Annotated in this window: 2 protein-coding genes; both read left to right on the top strand. The window is 68.3% G+C overall.

What is annotated here, in order from left to right; all coding sequences use genetic code 11:
* On the top strand, positions 1–549 hold a 549-nt coding region (locus D3273_RS27880), incomplete at its 5' end, for a substrate-binding domain-containing protein (protein WP_165359771.1).
* Positions 550–782: 233 nt separating this feature from the next.
* Positions 783–961: ATP-binding cassette domain-containing protein (locus D3273_RS27885; RefSeq protein WP_428977819.1), on the top strand; the 179-nt coding region annotated here is incomplete at its 3' end.

The raw sequence follows: 961 nt of genomic DNA on the forward strand, positions 1-961 counted from the left end.
GGCCTCATCAAGAAGGGCATGCACGCCGGCATCGGCACGGGCGGCTATGCCACGCTCGCCGAATACGACACGCCGGAGTGGGCTCCCGCCAAGGCCCAGCAGTGGGTCGCCGGGCAGATCTCGCGCTTCGGGAAGAAAATCGTCGGCGTGGTGGCGGCCAACGACGGAACTGCGGGCGGCTCGATCGCGGCCTTCAAGGCCGCCGGCGTCGACCCCGTGCCGCCGGTGAGCGGCAACGACGCCACCATCGCGGGGCTGCAGCTCATCATCGCTGGCGACCAATACAACACGATCTCCAAGCCTAGCGAGATCGTGGCCGCCGCTGCCGCCGACGTGGCCGCAGGCCTGTTGCAGGGCGAGGCGCCCAAGGCCGACCAGACCCTGTTCGGCACGCCCTCCAAGCTCTTCGTGCCGACACTGATCACCGCCGACAACCTCAAGGCCGAGATCGTCGACAAGATGATCGACGGCAAACCGATCGAGCCCGCCTCCGTGCTCTGTACCGGCCGCTACGCCGCTGGCTGCAAGAAGCTCGGCATCACGCCGTAGGGCCATACGCGTCGGGCGCCCCTTCTTCCCTGGTGGTAGAATCGGACACCCATCCCGGCCTGCCGGGATAGAACCCAGGTCGCCCGCGAAGCCGAGAGAACGAGGGGGCCTAGCGCAGTCCCCTCCGATCAGGGGTTCGTCGCCGAGCGCGGCGCCATGCCCACTCATCCGCCCTGACCTCGTCAGGGCACCTTCTCCCGCGGGGGGAGAAGGAAATCAGTCCTGAAAGGGCCATGCCCATGACCGACGCGCCACTGCCACCGCCGAACGACACCGTGCTGAGCCTGCGCGGCATCTGCAAGCAGTTCGGCGCCGTGTCGGCGCTCACCGACATCGACCTCGACGTCAAGGCCGGCGAGGTCGTGGCACTGGTGGGCGACAACGGCGCGGGCAAGTCGACCCTGGTCAAGGT

This window comes from Lichenibacterium minor (assembly GCF_004137685.1).
In the GTDB taxonomy this organism is placed as follows: domain Bacteria; phylum Pseudomonadota; class Alphaproteobacteria; order Rhizobiales; family Beijerinckiaceae; genus Lichenihabitans; species Lichenihabitans minor.